Origin of the sequence: uncultured Tateyamaria sp., assembly GCF_947488715.1 — a bacterium.
Classification (GTDB): domain Bacteria; phylum Pseudomonadota; class Alphaproteobacteria; order Rhodobacterales; family Rhodobacteraceae; genus Tateyamaria.
Map to the genome: position 1 here is coordinate 179,452 of NZ_CANLAG010000003.1, position 19,714 is coordinate 199,165.

Consider the following 19,714-nt stretch of genomic DNA (forward strand, 5'->3'; position numbering starts at 1 on the left):
ATGGCCCTGTCGCGGCGCACAGGGGCTCGGTTCCAGGCATCGATCTGGCCCGGTTTCGTGGATGCGATGACCGGGCTGTTGTTGGTCCTGATGTTTGTCCTCACCATTTTCATGGTGGTGCAATTTGTGCTGCGCGAAACGATCACGGGTCAGGAAACGGAACTGGATCAACTGGCGACTGAGGTTGCTGCGTTGGCTCAGGCTTTGGGGTTAGAGGAACGGCGGTCCAGTCAGTTGGATGCGCGGCTGTCATCGCTGAACGCGACTCTGAACGATGCCCAGGCCCAGGTCGCAGCACAGGCCGCGCAAATTGCGGCGCTGACAGGCGAACGGGATGCGGCGTCTGCCGCACTTGAGACCGCCCGCACCCGTATCACCGGGTTTGAGGCGCAGGTGGCGGCCCTCATTTCCGAACGCGATGGCGCTTTGGCCAATGTGGCGGGTTTGGAAACCGAACAGGCGCGTTTGCTGTCCGAACAAGAGGCGCTCAACCTCGCGTTGGCCCAAGCGCGCACAGAGGTTGATGCCCAATCCGAGGCCGCGCGTCTTGCCGCTGCGCGCACCGAGGCGTTGCAGGCCCTGATTGCCGATTTGCGCAGTCGGAACGCGGCCAGCGCAGATCAGGCGGCTGGATTGCAGGCCGATTTGGACGCTGCACAAGCGGCGCTGAGCGCAGAAGAAGCCGCGCGTTTGGCTGATATCGCCGCCGCCGAGGCGTTGCGGGCGCGGCTGGAAACAGCGGATGCCGAGTTGACCGCGATGACCCTCGCGTTGGAGGCCCAACGCAAAGAGGCCGAGGACACTCTGACCCTGCTGGCGGCGGCACGTGCCGCCGAAAAGGATGTGAACGCAGAACTGGCGACGGTTATGGCGGCACTTGCCTTGGCACGGGAACAGAATGAGACGCTGGGCGATGACCAACGCGGGCTTGAAGCCCAGCTTGCCGCGGCGCTGGTCCGGTTGGAAAACGCGCAAGGCAGCACGGCATCCGCAGAGGCGCGGATCGAGAGCTTGCAGGGCGAACTGGCGTCCGCACTGGCCGCATTGGACGGTGCCAAGGCGGAAAATACGGCCCTTGCCGGTGAACGATCCAGCCTCGAGGCCCAATTGGCAGCCGCGTTGCTGAATGCCGAAGGTGGGGCAGCTGCGGCTGCGGATCTTGAGGCGCAACTGGCGCGGGCATTGGGGCAACTGGACGAACGGGCGGCGGCCGTATCGACGCTGGAGGCACGGTTGAACGCGGCCGAGGCGGCTCTGGATGGTGGTACGGCGACGACTGCGGCATTGCAGACGCAATTGGGTGATGCGCAGGCGGCGCTGGCGGCCCGCGACGCCGAATTGGCGGAACTGCAAGCCCAGCTTGGTGAAGCCGAAGGCGCGCGCGCGGCGTCCGCCCAAGAGGTTGCCCGCCTCGAAGCCCGCCTGACCACGCTTGAGGCGCGTATCGCTGCGTCCAATCTGGAAATGGAGGATGCGCGGGACCGCTTGGCGGCTGCGGTTGCTGCGAAACTGGCAGCCGAGGGGCAATTGGCGGCGCAATCGGGCGACATCGACGATCTTCAGGTGCAATTGGCGCGCGCCATCGCTGCGCGGGATGCAGCACTGGCCGATGCAGAGGCCGCAGGCAGCAGCAACCAGGAGGTGCGTGACCAGTTGGCGGCGGCCTTGTCAGCACGTCTCGCAGCCGAGGCCGAGTTGCAAAACCTTGGAACAGACACCGCTGAAGTGCGGGCCGCGCTTGCCGCTGCATTGGCGGACAAGTCTGCGGCAGAAGCGGCGCTGGCCAACCAAACATCCGAGGCGGACCGCCGGGCGGTTCTGTTGGCTGCGGCACGCGACGCGTTGAGCGCCGAAGAGGCCGCGACGCTTGAGGCACAGCGGCAGACCGAATTGTTGAACCAGCAGGTCGCAGCCCTGCGGTCGCAGTTGGGGCAGTTGCAGGCCCTGCTGGATGACGCCGTGGCCCGAGACGCAGCGCGCGACGTGCAACTGCAATCGCTGGGATCAGAACTGAACACCGCTCTGGCCCGTGTGGCCGCCGAAGAGCGCCGCCGCCGCGAGTTGGAAGAGGCCGAGCGCAAGCGGCTTGAGGCCGAAGCGCAGGACTTGGAACGCTACCGTTCGGAATTCTTTGGCCGGTTGCGCGACGTGTTGGGCACGCAAGAAGGTGTGCGCATCGTCGGCGACCGCTTTGTGTTCTCATCAGAGGTGTTGTTCCCGCCCGGTGGCGCGGAATTGTCGACTGCGGGTGAAGGCGAAATCGCCAAGATCGCGGGCATTTTGCGCAACATCGCGGGCGACATCCCGGCAGAGATCGACTGGGTCATTCGGGTCGATGGCCATACCGACAACGTGCCGTTGTCTGGCACGGGCGAGTTTGCCGACAACTGGGAACTGAGCCAGGCGCGCGCCCTGTCGGTGGTCAAATATATGGTCAACTTTTTGGGCATCCCGCCCAACCGTTTGTCGGCCAACGGGTTTGGGCAATACCAGCCCCTCAACCCCGAAGACTCGGCCAGCGCACGCGCGCAGAACCGGCGCATCGAGTTGAAATTCACTGAGAAATAGCGGGTTCTACTGGACCGTGACTGTCGCGGTTTCGGTGTTGATCACACGGTTGCCCCGCAACAGGCTGACCGTGCCCAGATAGGTGCCCGACTGCCAAGCTGATGTGGTCCGTTTTTTCCCCACTGCACGAAAAAACTGCGCCTGATTTTTGTCCAATGTGACGGTTTCATCCATCATCTGTCCGCCCGGCGCGTCGATCACCAGCCGTACTTTGTCACCCGCCCGGCCGCCAAAGGCATAGCCAAACACGACGATGGCCGGGGCAGAGGGTTTCAGGGAATCGGCTCCTGCCGTGCCTTGCTTGATCCGGTCGAACTTTGGCACCGCATCGGCAAACCCCACGGTTAGAATTCCGCCCGGTCGATAGGGGAGGGGATTTTGCCAGAGGGTCTCGGTGCTGGGTGCGCCGCATGTGACCTGATTGTCGGGGTCAAAGGGATCAACAACTTTGCCGTCCTTGCGCACGGTCAGATGGACATGCGGAAACTGTGTGCGCCCTGACAATCCAACTTGGCCCAGAACGGTCGACTTGCGTACGCGGTCGCCCTTTTTGACGGCGAGAGATCCGCGTTTCATGTGGCAATACTGGGTTGTCCAACCGCCGCCATGGTCGACGACAATGCCGTTGCCGCATTCGCGACCACTGATCCGCGCCGCCGACTGGCGTGTGAACAATTCGTCTTTCATGCCATCGCGGGTCGCACGCACGGTGCCGGGGGCTGCGGCGATCACATTCACACCGCGCCGCATCTGTTCCAACGATTGCAGGGCAAAGTCCGTACCCTGATGTGTGTCATAGCTGAGGTTCGAACACCGAAAATCCATCGACTGGTTGGATGGGTCGTGGTCGACATATTGCTGCACGAAACAGGCGCTGCCCAGATCGCAGTCAATCGGTGGGTTCAAAATGATGTCCCTCGCCGCCAGAGAACCGGCGGCGAGGGGAAACAACAGGGCGGCAAGCGCAGCCGCGCGCATCAGTCCGCCGTCAAAAGCGGTGGTTTGTCGCCGGACAGGCGCGGTTTGTCCGGGCCTTCCAGTTTGAGGTCTAGTTCGCCGTTTTTCACGCCGACCTTGACCACGCCACCCTTCATCAACTTGCCAAAGAGCAGTTCCTCGGCGAGCGGTTTCTTGATGTATTCCTGGATCACACGGCCCAGCGGGCGCGCACCCATCTTGTCGTCGTAGCCCTTGTCGGCCAGCCATTCGGCGGCCGGGCGCGTCAGTTCGATGGTCACGTTGCGGTCCATCAGTTGCGCTTCGAGTTGCAGCACGAACTTTTCAACAACAGACAGGATGGTGTCCTTGCCCAATGGCGCAAAGCTGATCACGGCATCCAGACGGTTGCGGAACTCGGGCGTGAACGTGCGTTCGATCGCGGCAGTATCCTCGCCCTCGCGCCGGTCACGGCCAAAACCGATGGCGGCCTTGGCCATATCTGATGCGCCGGCATTCGACGTCATGATCAGGATCACGTTGCGGAAATCGACTGTCCGGCCGTTGTGGTCGGTCAGCTTGCCGTGGTCCATCACCTGCAACAGGATATTGTAGACGTCCGGGTGCGCCTTTTCCATCTCATCGAGCAGGAGCACACAGTGCGGATGCTGGTCGACACCGTCGGTGAGCATGCCGCCCTGGTCAAAGCCGACGTATCCCGGAGGTGCACCGATCAAACGGCTGACCGCGTGTTTCTCCATGTACTCGGACATGTCAAAGCGCAGCATTTCCACACCCAGCGTATCCGCCAACTGCTTGGCAACTTCGGTCTTGCCGACACCCGTTGGCCCGGCGAACAGATAGTTGCCGATGGGTTTTTCAGGTTCGCGCAGACCCGCGCGGGCCAGCTTGATCGCCGAAGACAGGGCGACAATGGCATCGTCCTGACCAAAGACCACGCGCTTCAGGGACGCTTCGAGATCCTTCAGGGTCTCCGCATCGTCCTTGGACACGTTTTTCGGTGGAATGCGGGCAATCTTGGCCACGACATTCTCGATCTCCTTGGTGCCGATGGTCTTGCGGCGCTTGGCGGCGGCGACCAGATGCTGGGCGGCACCTGCCTCGTCGATCACGTCGATGGCGCTGTCAGGGAGCTTGCGGTCGTTAATGTACCGGCTGGCCAGCTCGACAGAGGTTTTGATCGCGTCCGAGGTGTATTTTACGCCGTGGTGATCTTCGAAATAGGGCTTGAGGCCCTTGAGGATCTTGGTGGCGTCTTCCACCGACGGCTCGTTCACGTCGATTTTCTGGAAACGACGCGACAGCGCGCGGTCCTTCTCGAAATGCTGACGGAACTCTTTGTATGTGGTCGAGCCCATGGTGCGCAGCTTGCCGCCCTGCAGGGCAGGTTTCAGCAGGTTGGACGCGTCCATAGCACCACCGGACGTGGCACCGGCACCGATGACGGTGTGGATTTCGTCAATGAACAGGACGGCGTCCTTGTGCTCTTCCAACTCAGTGACCACAGCCTTCAGACGTTCCTCGAAATCACCGCGATAGCGCGTTCCGGCCAGCAATGCGCCCATGTCGAGCGAATAGATGGTTGTGCCGGACAGCACCTCGGGCGTTTCGCCTGCGACGATCTTGCGCGCGAGACCTTCGGCAATCGCCGTTTTGCCCACGCCGGGATCGCCAACCAAAAGAGGGTTGTTCTTGCGACGGCGGCACAGCACCTGAATGCAGCGCTCCACCTCGTCCGAGCGTCCGATCAGCGGGTCGATATCGCCCTCGCGGGATTTTTCGTTGAGGTCCACGCAGTACTTGGCCAGCGCGCTCTCTTTCTTTTCGCCTTCGGTGACGCCTTGGGCCTCTTCCTCGGCTTCGGGGGCACCGGATACGGGCCGCGCCTCGCCAAAAGCAGGGTCTTTGGCCACGCCGTGCGCAATGAAGTTCACGGCGTCATAGCGGGTCATATCCTGCTCTTGCAGGAAATATGCGGCATTGGATTCGCGTTCGGCAAAGATCGCGACCAGGACGTTGGCGCCAGTCACCTCCGTGCGGCCCGAAGACTGCACGTGAATGGCGGCGCGCTGGATCACGCGCTGGAACGCAGCGGTTGGGACCGCCTCGGAGCCGTCGATGTCGGTCACCAGGTTTGACAGGTCGTCGTCCACGAACTCCTCAAGCGTGCCGCGCAGCTCGTCAATGTCGACCGAACAGGCCTGCATGACGCGACGGGCGTCGGGTTCATCCACCAGGGCCAGCAACAGATGTTCCAGCGTTGCAAATTCGTGCCGGCGTTCATTGGCCAGCGCAAGAGCCTGATGAATGGCTTTTTCCAGTGTCGTCGAGAATGAAGGCACGGGCAGTGCTCCTTATCGCTCGGGGTCGGGTGGGGCATCAAGGAATGTCGAGGCCCCGTACCAACCATGGCCTCATGTGTTTAAGTTTGGTTGAACAACGCGCAGCTTCAAGGCTTTTCTTTGCACTCAGGCTCACAAACTGACGAGCAGCGCGTATTTTGTTGGCGATTTGGGCGTGACCGGGCTGCCCCGTCTCAATAGTCGCCTCAGAAGTTGTCCTTGCGCGTGCGAATTTCGGTGAACACGTCGGTGGCGTTGGCACCAGTCATGCCCAAATGGGCCTGGATGGAGGGATCGTGGGCGCGCAAAAACGGGTTGGTCGCCAATTCTTCGGACAAAAGCGACGGGACGGTTGGCAGGCCCGATGCGCGTTTTTCGGTCACCTGCTGGACACGCGATATAAGTGCGGGATTGTCCGGATCAATGGTCAACGCGAATTTCGCATTGGCCGCGGTGTACTCGTGCCCGGAATAGACAACGGTGTCGCCGGGCAGGGCGGCCAGTTTTTGCAGGCTGTCGTGCATCTGGGGCTTGGTGCCCTCGAACACGCGGCCGCATCCCAGCGCCATCAGGCTGTCGGCGGTGAACACGGCGTTTGACGCGGGAAAGTGGAAAGCGACATGGCCGAGTGTGTGCCCAGACACGTCCAGGACCGTGCAGGTTTCGGACCCGATGGTGATGGTGTCGCCCTCGGCCACTTTGAGGTCCAGCGCGGGCAGCCGGTGCGTGTCCGCAGCCGCACCCACCACGCGGGCGGGGTACTGCGCCAGAATGTCAGCCAGCCCGTCAATGTGGTCGTCATGGTGGTGCGTGATCAGAACATCCGTCAACGTCCACCCCAATTCTTCGAGCGCGGCAAGGATTGGCGCGGCTTCGGGGATGTCGATCAGCGCGGTTGCCCCAGTGGCCGCATCATGGGCGAGATAGGCGTAGTTATCGGCCAGACAGGGGATCGTGCGGATGTCGAGGGGCATGGCATTTGCGCTTTCTTCAGGTAGGGTCTGAACCAAAGGTGGCGCGCGGGCGCGGTCAGGACAAGGGTGATAGGGCAGGCAATGCATCTCGACGTGCAGGATTTGCGCAATTTCTACTATCGCAGCGCCCTTGGGCGTGCGGCGCAGGCCTCTTTGCGCCGCCGCATGATCGAAATCTGGCCCGAAGCCAAAGGTCAAACCGTGGCCGGGTTCGGCTTTGCCGTGCCGTTGTTGCGCCCCTATCTGGCCGATGCGCGGCGTGTGATCGCCCTGATGCCCGGACCGCAAGGGGTCATGCCGTGGCCTGCGGACAAGGCCAACGTCTCGGTCCTGACCGAGGAGACGCTATGGCCCATCGAAACCGGGCATGTGGACAAGCTGATTGTGCTGCACGGGCTCGAAACATCCGAACGGGCCTATGATCTTTTGGAAGAGGCGTGGCGGGTGCTGGGGCCGGGCGGCAAGGCGCTGTTCATCGTGCCGAACCGCGCCGGGATATGGAGCCGCCGTGACAGAACGCCCTTTGGTTTCGGGCGGCCCTATTCGGCGGGCCAGCTCGAGACACAATTGCGCAAACACCAGTTCCTGCCGGAACGGCATCTGGGCGCGCTATACCAGTTCCCATCCGCCAAACGTGTGTGGATGAAATCGGCCAAAATGTTCGAAAGGGTCGGGCGCACCATGCCGGGCATGGTGGCGGGTGGCGCGTTCATGGTCGAGGCGTCCAAGCTGGTCTATCCACCCAAGGGCAAGGTCAGCCGCGTCAAAGCACGCCGCCAGACGGTGCCACAGGGCGTCACAGCGCCCATTGCTGGCCGTCTCTAGGACCCCGGCACCGCATCCGGAAAACAGCGGCCCATCACTTCGGGCGCATCGTCCGGCGGCACGAGGGTGAAAACGGAGCGCATCACCGCCGCACCCTCCAGTTGCAGGGTAAAGACCCACGGGCCGGTGACCTCCTCGAACGTGTCCTCAAGAAGGTAGCCCATGGCCTTCTGGTCCCCGCCCTTGATGTCGATCTGCCACGTCTGGTGCGTCGTGTTCTGCGCGCCCATGGGCGGATGGGTCACTGTGGCTGTCAGCACGCCGGGCGGGGTGTCCGGGTGCACGCCAAAGGCGGTCATCATCGAGATCCCGACCTTGGCCGGAACACGGGTGGTCTGGATCAGGATCGGCAACCCTTCGGATTCGTATCGTATGATCTCGCCGTCCACCGTGTCCTGCCCGGTGACGACCTTGCCTGCCTTCGGCACGCAATTGATCCCATGCGTCAGGTAAAAAAGCGGCGCCGCGATATCCGGTGCAGACTGCGCCTGCGCCGCTGATCCGCACAGGACAAGCGCCATCGCCGCCCGGAGCCCCACTATGCCAGCACCACCACCTGATCGGCAGTCATCCCGGTGGTGCCCGACAGGCGGATGACGGCAATGCCGGGATCCTGACCCGCACGCGCGGTATAGGTCACCGTCACCTCGGAAAAGCTGCCATCGGCGGCTTCGCTCACCGCGACCGTGTCGACCTCGACCCCGGTTGTCTGGAAGACACCCACCGCCAGAACGTCCTCTGCGGGATCGAAATCGGTCACTTCCATATAGATGTCGTCCGCCGTGCCGTTCACGGCATTCCACACGCGGGCATCAAATGTGTCCGCCCCGTCGCCACCAGTGACAGTGGCCGGGCCGTCTTCGTCGCGGAACTGGTTCCAGACGGTAAAGAGGTCATCGCCCGCGCCACCCTCGGCCGTCGCACCCGATTCCACTTGCAGGTGATCATTCCCGGCCTCGCCAAATGCAGACGCACCGGCATTCACACCGATGAAATCATCGCCCGCCCCGCCAAAGGCCCGCGACCCTTCGCCGAATATGGTAAATCGGTCGTCGCCGTCCTCGCCAAAGAGATCGGCAGCCGCATCCGTATAGCTGACCAGGTTGTCATCACCCGCGCCACCGCGTGCTGTGCCTTCATGCAGGCTGATGCTGTCATCGCCCGCACCGCCCGTCACCGTGCCGGATGCCGCATCCAGGCTGTCATTGCCCGCGCCACCGTCAACTACCACATCCGCGCCGGTCGCCCGGATCAGGTCGTCCCCGTCGCCGCCATCCAGCGAGACATTCGCATTGGGGCCATAAAGGATGTCATCGCCGCCCGCGCCATCCACCGCAATGCCATCCGCCGCCGTCGTGAACCAGTCGGACTCGGCGGTGCCGGTTGTGTTCGCGTCGACCTCGACCTCTGGCACGCCGTTCTGCGTGACCACGAAATCCTCGGGTAGAAAGGTGATCAGATCATCACCGTCCGTGTTGGCCTCAAGGTAATAGACCTCAAGGTCGCGATTGGCTGTGACGTCCGGCAGACGGTCCGCCATCTTGCCCTGTTCGGGAAAGGCCGAAAACCCCTCGGTGCCCAGCGGAACCGTCCCCAGCAGTTCAAGCCCAAAAGTCTCCTCGAAATCGTCCAGCTCGAAATTGGTCGAGGACGCGCCGGGAATGTCGTTCTGCGTTTCCCAACTGGCGGCGGACCAGTCCGTATCCTCTGGCACAAGATAGAACCGGGCCTCATGGGTCTGGATAAAGTTGTCGGGGTCATCCTCGGTATCCACATAGATGATCGAGGCGAGGCGACCGGTCTCGTCGTCGCCCACATCAATCGTGATCCCTTCTGCGGTGGCGTCAAATGTGGCGCCGATGTCGTCGCCCGGATCCTGCGGATCGGGACCCGGCAGAACAGGATCCTTCTCCATGCCGGGGTCTTCGACGGGTTCAGGATCCGACCCGTCCGCTGTGGTCATGAACAATGCGCCTGATAGCAGCGCGAGCAGTGCAAACGGGCCCATAATGTGTCCCCCAGATGTTACCGAACACCACCAGCGTGCGACTGACGCGGGTCAGAGTCAAGTTGGTCGGACAGCCGGGCGGATATTCTGCATGACACACCGGCTGACGGATTTCGGTGGGAAATGCACAGGAATCGTACCCGATGGGTCGCGTTTTGTGTCAGTTTTCTTGCAATTCCATCGGGCCAAACGGTCGCACTTTGGTTAACCTTCTGAAATCAATGAAAAACCGTCATAACACCCGTTCACGAACACATGTTGCGGGGTAGAGAACCCTCTGCTACATCCCCCCTGATTTTCACGCCCTGTTGCAAAGCAGGGTGATCCAACGCCCCCGGCCTGCTGTTCCAGCACCACACCGGGGCCAAGACATCGAAAGGGTGGACGTGTCCGAACCAGCTTCGATCTCCACAGGCATTGCTGCACGCTATGCCACTGCTGTCTATGAGCTTGCCAAAGAGGGCAAAGCCGTCAAGAAACTGGAAGGCGATATTGAAACGCTGAGCGCGGCCATGGCCGAAAGCGCAGACTTCAACGCCCTGATCCACTCGCCGGTCTACAGCCGCGAGGAACAGGCCGCCGCCATCACCGCCATCGCCAAAAAAGCGAAGCTGAGTGACCTGATGGGCAACACGCTGGCCCTGATGGCCGAAAAGCGTCGCCTGTTCGTCGTGCCGCAACTGGTGCAGGCGCTGCGCGACGTGATCGCCGAAGACAAAGGCGAAGTCACAGCAGACGTGACATCCGCCAAGGCGCTGACCAAGACACAGAGCGACAAGCTCGCCAAGACGCTCAAGGCCCGCATGGGTAAGGACGTCACTATCAATGCAACCGTCGATGAAAGCCTCATCGGCGGTTTGATCGTAAAAGTGGGCTCGAAGATGATCGACACGTCGATCCGCTCCAAGCTCTCTTCCCTCCAGAATGCAATGAAAGAGGTCGGATAAATGGGTATCCAAGCAGCAGAGATTTCTGCGATCCTGAAAGACCAGATCAAGAACTTTGGTCAGGAAGCAGAAGTGGCCGAAGTGGGCCGCGTTTTGTCGGTGGGTGACGGGATTGCCCGCGTGTACGGCCTCGACAATGTCCAAGCCGGTGAGATGGTTGAATTCCCCGGCGGCATTCAGGGCATGGCCCTGAACCTCGAAACCGACAACGTCGGTGTGGTTATCTTTGGTTCCGACCGGGACATCAAAGAAGGTGACACGGTCAAGCGCACGAACTCCATCGTGGACGTGCCTGTGGGCGACGAACTGCTGGGCCGCGTTGTGGACGGTCTGGGCAACCCCCTGGACGGCAAAGGTCCCATCGGCGCCAAAGCGCGTTCGGTTGCGGACGTCAAAGCGCCCGGCATCATCCCGCGTAAATCGGTGCACGAGCCCATGGCAACCGGCCTCAAAGCCGTCGACGCGATGATCCCGATTGGCCGTGGCCAACGTGAGCTGATCATTGGTGACCGTCAGACCGGCAAAACCGCCGTTGCTCTGGACGCGATCCTGAACCAGAAATCCTACAACGACGCCGCAGGCGATGATGAGGGCAAGAAGCTCTACTGCATCTACGTGGCTGTCGGCCAAAAGCGTTCGACCGTTGCGCAGCTGGTGAAAAAGCTCGAAGAGTCCGGTGCGATTGAATACTCGATCGTCGTGGCCGCAACCGCGTCCGACCCGGCCCCCATGCAGTTCCTGGCACCTTACGCCGCGACCTCCATGGCCGAGCACTTCCGTGACAATGGCCGCCACGCGCTGATCATCTATGATGACCTGTCCAAACAGGCCGTGTCCTATCGCCAGATGTCCCTGCTGCTGCGTCGTCCGCCCGGACGTGAAGCCTATCCTGGCGACGTTTTCTATCTTCACTCCCGCCTGCTGGAACGTTCGGCCAAGCTGAACGAAGACAACGGCGCCGGTTCGCTGACGGCTCTGCCGATCATTGAAACCCAAGGTGGCGACGTGTCGGCGTTTATTCCGACCAACGTGATCTCGATCACCGACGGCCAGATCTTCCTCGAGACCGAACTGTTCTATCAGGGCATCCGTCCCGCCGTGAACACAGGTCTGTCGGTTTCGCGTGTGGGCTCCTCGGCTCAAACAGACGCAATGTCGTCGGTTGCCGGCCCTGTGAAACTGTCGCTGGCTCAGTACCGCGAAATGGCGGCCTTCGCCCAGTTCGGTTCTGACCTGGATGCCGCCACACAGCAGCTGCTGAACCGTGGTGCGCGCCTGACCGAGCTGATGAAGCAAGCCCAGTACTCGCCCCTGACCAACGCCGAAATCGTCTGCGTGATCTTTGCAGGTACAAACGGCTATCTCGACAACATCCCCGTCGGCGATGTGGGCAAGTTCGAAGCGGGCCTGCTCAGCTTCTTGCGCAGCCAGAAATCGGACTTCCTTGCGTGGATTGCGAACGACGATCCCAAGTTCAAGGGCGGCGAGAACGTCGACAAGATGAAGGCGGTCCTCGACGAGTTCGCTGCGACCTTCGCATAAGGAGATCGGGCAATGCCAAATCTCAAGGACCTGAAAAACAGGATCGAGTCGGTCAAATCGACCCGCAAGATCACCAAGGCCATGCAGATGGTGGCCGCCGCGAAACTGCGGCGGGCACAGGAAGCAGCCGAGGCCTCGCGCCCCTACGCCGAACGGTTCACAGCCGTGATGGCGGGGCTGGCGGCGTCGGTTGGCGGGTCGGACAGCGCGCCCAAACTGCTCAGCGGTACGGGCACGGACAACACGCATCTGCTGGTCGTGATGACCTCGGAACGCGGACTGTGCGGCGGGTTCAACACGAACATCGCCAAACTGGCCCGCGCCAAGGCGCAGGAACTGCAGGCGGCTGGCAAAACGGTCAAGATCCTGACCGTTGGCAAAAAAGGCCGCGACCAGTTGAAACGTGATTTCGGCGACATGTTCGTCGGACACGTGGATATGTCCGAAGTCAAACGCATGTCCTATGCGGACGCGCAGGGCGTGGCCAAGGACGTGCTGGGCCGCTTTGATGCGGGCGAATTCGACGTGGCGACAATCTTCTTTGCGCGCTTCCAAAACGTCGTGACGCAGATCCCGACCGCACAGCAGATCATTCCGTTTGCGATCCCCGAAGGGTTCGAGGCGGGCGAGACGCTTTACGATTACGAACCGGACGAAGAGGCCATTCTGGCCGACCTTCTGCCGCGTGCCGTAGCCACCGCCATCTTTTCCGGGCTGCTGGAAAACGGTGCATCCGAACAGGGTGCGCGGATGTCGGCGATGGACAATGCGACACGCAACGCGGGCGACATGATCGACCAGTTGACGATCCAGTACAACCGCTCGCGTCAGGCCGTGATCACGAACGAGCTGATCGAAATTATTTCCGGCGCGGAAGCGCTGTAAGAGAACCGGAGACGAAACATGGCAAATGCTAAAGGCAAAATTACACAGGTGATCGGGGCCGTCGTTGACGTGCAGTTCGATGACCACCTGCCGGAAATTCTGAACGCTCTGACCACCGACAACAACGGCAACAAGCTGGTGTTGGAAGTGGCGCAGCACTTGGGCGAAAACACCGTCCGCACCATCGCGATGGACAGCTCCGAGGGTCTGGTCCGCGGTCAGGAAGTTGTCGACACAGACGGCCCGATCATGGTCCCCGTCGGTCCCAAGACACTGGGCCGTATCCTGAACGTCGTGGGCGAGCCCGTTGACGAAGGTGGCCCCGTCGAGGCCGAAGAAAAGCGCCCGATTCACGCGGATGCGCCTGAGTTTGCCGAGCAATCGACAGAGTCGGAAATCCTGGTGACAGGCATCAAGGTCGTCGACCTGCTGGCCCCTTACTCGAAGGGCGGTAAAATTGGCCTCTTCGGCGGTGCCGGCGTGGGCAAGACCGTTCTCATCATGGAACTGATCAACAACATCGCCAAAGTGCACTCGGGCTACTCCGTGTTCGCGGGTGTGGGGGAACGGACCCGTGAGGGCAACGACCTCTATCACGAGATGATCGAATCCAACGTGATCAAGCCCGACAACCTCGAAGAGTCCCAAGTGGCCCTGGTTTACGGTCAGATGAACGAACCTCCCGGAGCGCGTGCACGTGTGGCCCTGACCGGTCTGACACTGGCCGAACAGTTCCGCGATGCGTCCGGCACAGACGTTCTGTTCTTCGTCGACAACATCTTCCGCTTTACCCAAGCGGGTTCCGAAGTGTCGGCCCTTCTGGGTCGTATCCCTTCGGCGGTGGGCTACCAGCCGACACTGGCGACCGACATGGGCGCGATGCAGGAACGGATCACCTCGACGAAATCCGGTTCGATCACCTCGATCCAGGCCGTCTACGTGCCTGCGGACGACCTCACCGACCCCGCGCCTGCGACAACCTTTGCTCACCTGGACGCGACAACCGTTCTGTCCCGTGCGATCTCCGAGCTGGGCATCTACCCCGCCGTGGACCCGCTCGACAGCTCCTCGCGCCTGATGGACCCACAGATCGTGGGTGAAGAGCACTACAAGGTGGCCTCGGACGTCCAGCAGATCCTGCAACGCTACAAGTCGCTGCAAGACATCATCGCCATTCTGGGCATGGACGAACTGTCCGAAGAGGACAAGCTGACCGTGGCCCGCGCCCGGAAAATCCAGCGCTTCCTGTCGCAGCCGTTCGACGTGGCCAAAGTGTTCACCGGCTCTGACGGTGTGCAGGTGCCGCTGGAAGACACAATCGCGTCCTTCAAGGCTGTTGTTGCTGGCGAATACGATCACCTGCCCGAGGGCGCCTTCTACATGGTTGGCGGCATCGAAGAGGTGAAAGCCAAAGCCGAGAAAATGGCAGCCGACGCAGCCTAATCGTAAGGCGGGTTCAAACCCGCCCTACATCTCAATCTCCGGGCGTAGGGCGGGGTTCACCCCGCCGCCCCAAATTGGAGAACGATATGCAATTTGACTTGGTATCGCCCGAACGCAGCCTTGCGTCGATGGATGCGACATCTGTTCAGATCCCTGGTGCCGATGGCGACATGACCGTGATGGCCGACCACGCCCCCACGATCACAACGCTGCGTCCCGGTGTGCTAAAAGTGGATGCTGGTGGCACGACCCACGAATTCGTTGTCACCGGCGGGTTTGCGGAAATCGGCCAATCCGGTGTATCCGTCCTGGCCGAGCGTGCGGTTGCACGCGCCGACGTCACTCAGGGTGACATGGACGCCATGATGGATGAGGCGCAGGACAGCTATGACCGTGCCAAAGCCGCCGCCCAAGGCGACGCTGGCCCGGTGGATGACGCTGCAAAACTGTTGGCCGATATGGTCGCGGTTGGGTCCGAAATCGGGCTCAGCCCCAAGCAGCCCAACCTCTGATCCCAGCGTGGACATCAGAAAATCGTCAAAGGCCTTGCAGATCGCAGGGCCTTTTTCATTTTTTGGGCGTTAAATTGCCGTGATGACGTGTTACGACACTGTGACGACCAAGAAGACGACCGAATGAAACGACTGCGTAACCACCTCATTGGCATTGATCAGGGCGACACCGTCCTGTTCTCTGACTTTGAAGACGGCGGTGAAATGTGGACCGGGCGGGGCCAGCGCGAGCGCCGCCGCAGGATCGCGTTTTCCGAACCTTTCCGAACCGAGCCAAGCGTTCATGTGTCCATCTCGATGTGGGACGTGGACACCGCTTCTGCGCTTCGGGCGGACGCCGTGGCCGAAACCATCACCCATGACGGCTTTGACCTTGTGTTCCGCACCTGGGGGGACACCCGCGTGGCGCGCGTACGGCTGGCCTGGATGGCCATGGGCGAGCTGCGGCAGGCAGATGAATGGGATCTGTACTAGGGTAGCGTACGCTTTCAGCGCAGCATTTGCGGGATTTGAAGGTCGGTTTCGCGAACTTTGCTGCCGTTGACTTTGGACTTTCTCGCGTCCGCTTTGAAGCAACACCGCTCTTAAACTTTTATGTCATGAATGGTCTGAACAAGCAGAGAATTGCATCGATGCCACCCGTTGCGTCCCATCTGCATTGAAGCATGATATAGCGAAATCGAGACAGGGTTTCTTCTTCATCAAGGTATTTAAGATGAGGGAATTTTTCGAGGTTAGTGCGGCTGAAGAATTCGCCCGCCTCGCACCGAAAGTACCTGATTCGTCGGAATATGTGCATGTCCAATTGTCACTATCAAAGACTGTGCAGTCATTGTATTTACTCACGTATTCCCCTGTCCGACTCACCACACTATCTTGTTGAACTCGATATTCCGTCACCGCCCTTGGAAGTAGCCTAGGCTGACCAGCATCGGGATCGTAATCCGCAACCTCAGACGCGGTGTACGATACAAAAATCTCGCGATCAAAACTCAGTTCGAAGAAAGCAAAGGCAAACCAAGAGACAACAAACAAACCAAAAATGCTTTTCATATTGTCCATGTACTAAATTTTCGCACACATGCGAACTAAGAGGCGAACTCGGCACGTTTTTCTAGCGCGCAACAGGATACCGGACCTTCGTGCACTCCGCAGCAGTGTGCAGGTTTGGGCTCAAAACAGACATCCAAAGTCCAGCCGTTTTACCGCAATACGCTCGCCAGAAACTGTCGCGTGCGGGCCTGTTCAGGAGAGGAAAATATCCGCTCCGGCACCCCTTCTTCGGCCACCACGCCCTGATCCATGAACACCACCCGGTCCGCCACTTCGCGCGCAAACGCCATCTCGTGTGTTGCCAGCACCATCGTCATGCCGTCATCGCGCAATTGGCGCAGCACATCCAGCACCTCGCCCACCAACTCGGGGTCGAGGGCGGATGTGATCTCGTCCAGCAACATGGTCTGCGGCCGCATCGCCAGCGCCCGGATCACCGCCACCCGCTGCTGCTGCCCGCCCGACAACTGGTCGGGATATTTCGCCATGTGATCCGCCAAACCAAACCGCGCAAACAGCGCCTCGATCCGCGCGCGCGCGTCCTCACCCAGCACTCGGCGGGGGGCAAGCGCCACATTCTCATAGGCGGTCATGTGCGGGAACAGGTTGAACGACTGGAACACAATCCCAATGCGCTGGCGTATGGGGCCAAGGTCAAAACCCGGCTCGGCGATGTCCACGCCGTCCAGCAACACCGCGCCGTCATCCACCGGCTCCAGCCCGTTCATGCAGCGCAAAAGCGTCGATTTGCCCGACCCGGATGCGCCGATCAGGCACACCATCTCTCCCGCTGCGATGTCCATGTCGATGCCGCGCAGCACCTGCACCTCGCCAAAGCTCTTGGTCACGCCGCGCAGGGATAATCTAGGATCTGGCATCGCGGTCCCGGTTCATCAGGTAATCGGCATAACGCGTCGCGGGCACGGTGATGCACAGGAAAATCACCGCTGCCGCCACATAGGGCGTGAAATTCGCCAGCAGGGATTTGAAGATACCCGCCTGTCGCAAAATCTCGACCGGGCCGATAAAGGACAACAGCGCCACATCCTTCTGCAACGCCACCAGCATGTTCATATTCGCAGGCACCACGCGGCGGATGGCTTGCGGCAGGATGACATAGCGCATCGTGTCCCGCTCGCTCAGCCCCAGACAGATGGCGGCGTTGCGCTGGCTGGCGTGGATGCTTTCGATGCCTGACCGCAAAACCTCGGCGACATAGGCCGAATAGGTCAGGACCAGCGCGACGGTGCCCCAGATATAGGGCGAATTCCACGGGCGCGGCAGGCCCAGACCGGGAATGCCGAACCCCACCAGATAGACCAGCAAAACCACAGGGATGCCGCGAAAAAGATCGACATAGACCGCGCCAAAGATGCGCAACGGGAACAGGGCGGGGTTCGTATTGCCCCGCGCCAGCGCAATCGCCAGCCCCAGCGCAAAGATCAACGGCACCGACCACGCGAAAATCGCCACATCCAGCACAAAGGCACGCAAGAGGTCCGGGAACACCCGCACAAACACCTCGCCGTTAAAGAACGACGACCGCACCGCCTCCCACCCCGGAGCAAGCGGCACCAGCAACACAACAAGGGCCAGCACAACGGCGGTGCTGACCCCTGCGATCATGTTGGCGCGGCGTTTCTGCCGCGCCTCGTAAGCCGCGCGCCGTGTCACTTGATCAGCGGAACCCCGGTTGCCTCTTGCAGCCACTGCGCCTCGATGGCCGCCAGCGTGCCGTTCTCGGTCATCGCCGCCAGCGCCTCATCCACACAGGCCTTCAGCGCAGAACCCTCGGGCATCAGCATGCCGAACTGGTCCGGGTTCTCGGCGGCTGCGGGGTCGAACTGGCCCAGCACCACGCCATTGTCCATCAACACCGCGGCCGTGAACAGCGCGGTGGGCAGGTCGAACAGGGCGGCATCAATCTGGCCCGCCTTCATGGCGGCGGTGATGTTGGCATTGTCGTCATAGACCAGCGGGCTCTGGCTCGGCTGGATCTGTTCCATCACGACGGGCAGGGCGGTGGTCGACGCCACAACGCCCCATTTCAGGCCCTTGAGGCTTTCCATTGTGGCGGTGGCCCCGCCTTCGACCACGGGCGTCGTGGTCATCACCGCCTGCGGCGCGGTGTAGTAGGGGGCCGAGAAGTCGACCACCTTGTCGCGCTCTGCGGTGATGGAATATTGCTGCATGTTCAGGTCGAAATTCTTGGCGCCGGGCTGGATCGCCTCGTCAAAGGACGTGCGCACCCATGTCACCGCATCGGCGGCAAATCCCATCTCTTCGGCCAGCGCATAGGCCACGGCGGCCTCGAACCCTTCGCCCGCTTCGGGCGCATCGTTCAGCACCCAGGGGTAATAGGCCGGGTTGCCCGTGGCGATGGTCAGCGTCCCGTCGGTCAGCGTCTTGCCCGCAGCGCAGTGGCCCGCGGCAAAGGCGCCGGTGGCGGCGAGGCTCAGGATGGTGGCGGTCAGAAAGGTCTTCATGCGATGTCTCCCCATGTGATTGCGGTAATACTCCGCCAAGCCGTCAAAGGTGTCCAGCCCGTTCGGATCCCGCGCGAAACGATTGACCGGGCCTGCCGTGTTTTCTAGCGTCCGGGGTATGGACACGCGCTATTCCCTCACCGACAGCACGCCCGCGCTGCAAACGCCCAACTGGTTCCGCCCTCAGGTCGACAAGGACGCGATGCGGGCGCTGATGCAGAAATCCGACGCGATTGCGGGGCGCGATGCGCTGCTGTGGCTGGGGATCATGGCGGTCTGCGCGGCGATTGGCATCGCGCTCTGGCCATCGTGGTGGTCCGCGCCGTTCTGGTTTGTCTACGGGGTCATGTATGGCTCGGGCGCGGATGCGCGCTGGCACGAATGCGGCCACCGCACGGCGTTCAGGACCGAGTGGATGAACAACGCCGTCTATCACATCGCCAGCTTCATGCTGTTCCGCAACCCGTATGTCTGGCGGCACAGCCACGTGCGCCACCACACCGACACCATTGTCGTCGGGCGCGACCCGGAAATTCAGGCGATGCGCCCGCCCGATCTGGGGCTGCTGATGCTGAACGTGTTCGGGCTGGTCGATGGCTGGCACATGATCCGGCGCATGGTCCTGCACGCGCGGGGGCGGTTGCATCCGGGCGAGGAGACCTATGTCCGCGACGGCGACCGCGCACGCATCACCCGCGTGGCCCGCATCCATCTCGGCTTGCACGGGGCAACGCTGCTGCTGGCGCTGTGGATGGGGTCGATCCTGCCGCTGATGGTGATCGGGCTGCCTGCGTTCTACGGCGCGTGGCACCGGGTGATGACGGGGGTGCTGCAACACCTGGGCATGGCGGAAAACGTCTCCGACCACCGGCTCAACACCCGCACCGTGCTGATGAACCCGGTCAGCCGGTTTATCTACCTGAACATGAACTACCACGTCGAACACCACATGTTCACGATGGTGCCATACTATAACCTGCCGGCGCTGCACGAGATCGTCAAACACGACCTGCCCGCGCCCGACCCGTCACTGGCCGCGGCCTTCGGGCGGCTGATCCCGGTGCTGCGCAAACAGTTGCGGTACAAGGATGCGGTGATCGTGCCGGACCTGCCCGAAGGGGCCACGCCCTACCGGGACGAGGTCAACGCCCTGCTGCCCCACGCCATCTAGG

The 19,714-nt window shown here is 61.6% G+C and carries 18 protein-coding genes; 9 read left to right on the forward strand and 9 right to left on the reverse strand.

The annotated features are described in order from the left end of the window. Nucleotides 1-2,568: a peptidoglycan -binding protein gene (locus Q0936_RS08775; protein ID WP_299141762.1), complete on the forward strand. Its 2,568-nt coding sequence runs from the start codon at nucleotides 1-3 to the stop codon at nucleotides 2,566-2,568. A 6-nt stretch (nucleotides 2,569-2,574) separates the two neighbouring features. Here the strand turns inward: Q0936_RS08775 and Q0936_RS08780 are convergent, their stop codons facing one another. The 3 genes from Q0936_RS08780 to gloB form a co-directional block, all read right to left on the reverse strand. Next, a complete protein-coding gene (locus tag Q0936_RS08780; RefSeq protein ID WP_299141760.1) occupies nucleotides 2,575-3,546 on the reverse strand; it encodes a M23 family metallopeptidase in 972 nt (323 codons plus the stop codon). Then, on the reverse strand, nucleotides 3,546-5,867 hold the full coding sequence (clpA, locus tag Q0936_RS08785; RefSeq protein WP_299295162.1) for an ATP-dependent Clp protease ATP-binding subunit ClpA: 2,322 nt from the start codon (nucleotides 5,865-5,867) through the stop codon (nucleotides 3,546-3,548). Before clpA ends, Q0936_RS08780 begins: the two co-directional genes overlap by 1 nt. A 206-nt stretch (nucleotides 5,868-6,073) precedes the next feature. Then, on the reverse strand, nucleotides 6,074-6,841 hold the full coding sequence (gloB, locus tag Q0936_RS08790; protein ID WP_299295160.1) for a hydroxyacylglutathione hydrolase: 768 nt from the start codon (nucleotides 6,839-6,841) through the stop codon (nucleotides 6,074-6,076). A gap of 81 nt (nucleotides 6,842-6,922) precedes the next feature. On the opposite strand from gloB, the gene Q0936_RS08795 reads away from it, so the two are divergent. After that, nucleotides 6,923-7,666 (forward strand): hypothetical protein, encoded by a 744-nt coding sequence (locus Q0936_RS08795; RefSeq protein WP_299141753.1) that lies wholly within the window; start codon nucleotides 6,923-6,925, stop codon nucleotides 7,664-7,666. Here Q0936_RS08795 and Q0936_RS08800 read toward each other — a convergent pair. Both Q0936_RS08800 and Q0936_RS08805 read right to left on the reverse strand, forming a co-directional pair. Further along, nucleotides 7,663-8,187 carry a DUF3859 domain-containing protein gene (locus Q0936_RS08800; protein WP_299295158.1) on the reverse strand — a complete coding sequence of 175 codons (525 nt, stop codon included), beginning with the start codon at nucleotides 8,185-8,187 and terminating at the stop codon, nucleotides 7,663-7,665. The genes Q0936_RS08795 and Q0936_RS08800 overlap by 4 nt on opposite strands. 17 nt (nucleotides 8,188-8,204) lie before the next feature. Next, entirely contained in the window at nucleotides 8,205-9,674 is a 1,470-nt protein-coding gene (locus Q0936_RS08805; protein WP_299378029.1) for a hypothetical protein, read from the reverse strand. 386 nt (nucleotides 9,675-10,060) lie between these two features. Here Q0936_RS08805 and Q0936_RS08810 point away from each other — a divergent pair, with 386 nt between their 5' ends. The 6 genes from Q0936_RS08810 (at nucleotide 10,061) to Q0936_RS08835 (ending at nucleotide 15,477) form a co-directional block, all read left to right on the forward strand. After that, nucleotides 10,061-10,621 carry a F0F1 ATP synthase subunit delta gene (locus Q0936_RS08810; RefSeq protein WP_299141750.1) on the forward strand — a complete coding sequence of 187 codons (561 nt, stop codon included), beginning with the start codon at nucleotides 10,061-10,063 and terminating at the stop codon, nucleotides 10,619-10,621. Further along, the gene (gene atpA / locus Q0936_RS08815) at nucleotides 10,622-12,163 is read left to right on the forward strand and encodes a F0F1 ATP synthase subunit alpha (protein WP_299141749.1); all 1,542 of its coding nucleotides are present in this window, start codon (nucleotides 10,622-10,624) and stop codon (nucleotides 12,161-12,163) included. 12 nt (nucleotides 12,164-12,175) lie between these two features. After that, entirely contained in the window at nucleotides 12,176-13,048 is an 873-nt protein-coding gene (locus tag Q0936_RS08820; protein WP_299141748.1) for a F0F1 ATP synthase subunit gamma, read from the forward strand. An 18-nt stretch (nucleotides 13,049-13,066) separates the two neighbouring features. Further along, nucleotides 13,067-14,491 carry a F0F1 ATP synthase subunit beta gene (gene atpD / locus Q0936_RS08825; protein ID WP_299295154.1) on the forward strand — a complete coding sequence of 475 codons (1,425 nt, stop codon included), beginning with the start codon at nucleotides 13,067-13,069 and terminating at the stop codon, nucleotides 14,489-14,491. Between the two features lie 74 nt (nucleotides 14,492-14,565). Beyond that, nucleotides 14,566-15,003, forward strand: coding sequence for a F0F1 ATP synthase subunit epsilon (locus tag Q0936_RS08830; protein WP_299295152.1), 438 nt, complete (start codon nucleotides 14,566-14,568; stop codon nucleotides 15,001-15,003). A 123-nt stretch (nucleotides 15,004-15,126) separates the two neighbouring features. Beyond that, nucleotides 15,127-15,477 (forward strand): H-type lectin domain-containing protein, encoded by a 351-nt coding sequence (locus Q0936_RS08835; RefSeq protein WP_299141745.1) that lies wholly within the window; start codon nucleotides 15,127-15,129, stop codon nucleotides 15,475-15,477. A 123-nt stretch (nucleotides 15,478-15,600) separates the two neighbouring features. On the opposite strand, the gene Q0936_RS08840 is transcribed toward Q0936_RS08835, so the two are convergent. The 4 genes from Q0936_RS08840 to Q0936_RS08855 form a co-directional block, all read right to left on the reverse strand. Then, complete coding sequence (locus Q0936_RS08840) at nucleotides 15,601-16,065, reverse strand: hypothetical protein (RefSeq protein WP_299295151.1); 465 nt, start codon at nucleotides 16,063-16,065, stop codon at nucleotides 15,601-15,603. Between the two features lie 140 nt (nucleotides 16,066-16,205). Next, on the reverse strand, nucleotides 16,206-16,934 hold the full coding sequence (locus tag Q0936_RS08845) for an amino acid ABC transporter ATP-binding protein (protein WP_299295150.1): 729 nt from the start codon (nucleotides 16,932-16,934) through the stop codon (nucleotides 16,206-16,208). Beyond that, nucleotides 16,921-17,682 carry an amino acid ABC transporter permease gene (locus Q0936_RS08850; RefSeq protein ID WP_299295315.1) on the reverse strand — a complete coding sequence of 254 codons (762 nt, stop codon included), beginning with the start codon at nucleotides 17,680-17,682 and terminating at the stop codon, nucleotides 16,921-16,923. The genes Q0936_RS08845 and Q0936_RS08850 overlap by 14 nt, the downstream gene beginning before the upstream one ends. Nucleotides 17,683-17,726: 44 nt before the next feature. After that, entirely contained in the window at nucleotides 17,727-18,542 is an 816-nt protein-coding gene (locus Q0936_RS08855) for an ABC transporter substrate-binding protein (protein WP_299295149.1), read from the reverse strand. 118 nt (nucleotides 18,543-18,660) lie between these two features. Here Q0936_RS08855 and Q0936_RS08860 point away from each other — a divergent pair, with 118 nt between their 5' ends. Next, on the forward strand, nucleotides 18,661-19,713 hold the full coding sequence (locus tag Q0936_RS08860; protein WP_299295148.1) for a fatty acid desaturase: 1,053 nt from the start codon (nucleotides 18,661-18,663) through the stop codon (nucleotides 19,711-19,713). The last annotated feature ends 1 nt before the right edge of the window (nucleotide 19,714 follow it).

Bases quoted from the DNA above. Each gene is read 5' to 3' on its own strand.
- Q0936_RS08855 (WP_299295149.1), bottom strand. From the start codon at position 18,542: ATGAAGACCTTTCTGACCGCCACCATCCTGAGCCTCGCCGCCACCGGC.
- Q0936_RS08860 (WP_299295148.1), top strand. From the start codon at position 18,661: ATGGACACGCGCTATTCCCTCACCGACAGCACGCCCGCGCTGCAAACG.
- Q0936_RS08835 (WP_299141745.1), top strand. From the start codon at position 15,127: ATGAAACGACTGCGTAACCACCTCATTGGCATTGATCAGGGCGACACC.
- Q0936_RS08850 (WP_299295315.1), bottom strand. From the start codon at position 17,682: ATGATCGCAGGGGTCAGCACCGCCGTTGTGCTGGCCCTTGTTGTGTTG.
- Q0936_RS08845 (WP_299295150.1), bottom strand. From the start codon at position 16,934: ATGCCAGATCCTAGATTATCCCTGCGCGGCGTGACCAAGAGCTTTGGC.
- Q0936_RS08775 (WP_299141762.1), top strand. From the start codon at position 1: ATGGCCCTGTCGCGGCGCACAGGGGCTCGGTTCCAGGCATCGATCTGG.
- Q0936_RS08805 (WP_299378029.1), bottom strand. From the start codon at position 9,674: ATGGGCCCGTTTGCACTGCTCGCGCTGCTATCAGGCGCATTGTTCATG.
- gloB (WP_299295160.1), bottom strand. From the start codon at position 6,841: ATGCCCCTCGACATCCGCACGATCCCCTGTCTGGCCGATAACTACGCC.
- atpD (WP_299295154.1), top strand. From the start codon at position 13,067: ATGGCAAATGCTAAAGGCAAAATTACACAGGTGATCGGGGCCGTCGTT.
- Q0936_RS08840 (WP_299295151.1), bottom strand. From the start codon at position 16,065: ATGGACAATATGAAAAGCATTTTTGGTTTGTTTGTTGTCTCTTGGTTT.
- Q0936_RS08780 (WP_299141760.1), bottom strand. From the start codon at position 3,546: ATGCGCGCGGCTGCGCTTGCCGCCCTGTTGTTTCCCCTCGCCGCCGGT.
- Q0936_RS08795 (WP_299141753.1), top strand. From the start codon at position 6,923: ATGCATCTCGACGTGCAGGATTTGCGCAATTTCTACTATCGCAGCGCC.
- atpA (WP_299141749.1), top strand. From the start codon at position 10,622: ATGGGTATCCAAGCAGCAGAGATTTCTGCGATCCTGAAAGACCAGATC.
- Q0936_RS08800 (WP_299295158.1), bottom strand. From the start codon at position 8,187: ATGGCGCTTGTCCTGTGCGGATCAGCGGCGCAGGCGCAGTCTGCACCG.
- Q0936_RS08820 (WP_299141748.1), top strand. From the start codon at position 12,176: ATGCCAAATCTCAAGGACCTGAAAAACAGGATCGAGTCGGTCAAATCG.